1 pseudogene is annotated in these 233 nt (G+C 39.1%); it reads right to left on the bottom strand.

Annotated features, from left to right (window positions below):
- A pseudogene (cueR, locus tag AAEY75_RS17230) lies at positions 1-233 on the bottom strand (Cu(I)-responsive transcriptional regulator); the annotation flags it as partial.

The raw sequence follows: 233 nt of genomic DNA, 5'->3' as shown, positions 1-233 counted from the left end.
AATCTGGATTTGATGTCAGAAAGAGCCAATCTCTGCTGTTTGCAAAGAACGATTAATTGTAATCGTTTTAAAGCATGTTCATCGTAATAACGATAATTAGAGCAAGATCTAACAGGCGCAAGCAACCCTAGATTCGTATAATAATCTACAGTTCGTTTCGTCACCTGTGCAATCTGTGCTAGTTCACCAATACGATACTTTTTCTCAGCCCCATCTGAACATCTCCTCCTAAC

The organism is Psychrobacter sp. TB55-MNA-CIBAN-0194, from assembly GCF_040309505.1.
In the GTDB taxonomy this organism is placed as follows: Bacteria; Pseudomonadota; Gammaproteobacteria; order Pseudomonadales; family Moraxellaceae; genus Psychrobacter; species Psychrobacter fozii.
Note: the sequence above shows the minus strand (reverse complement) of the source record. Positions and strands in the feature narration are given on the sequence as shown.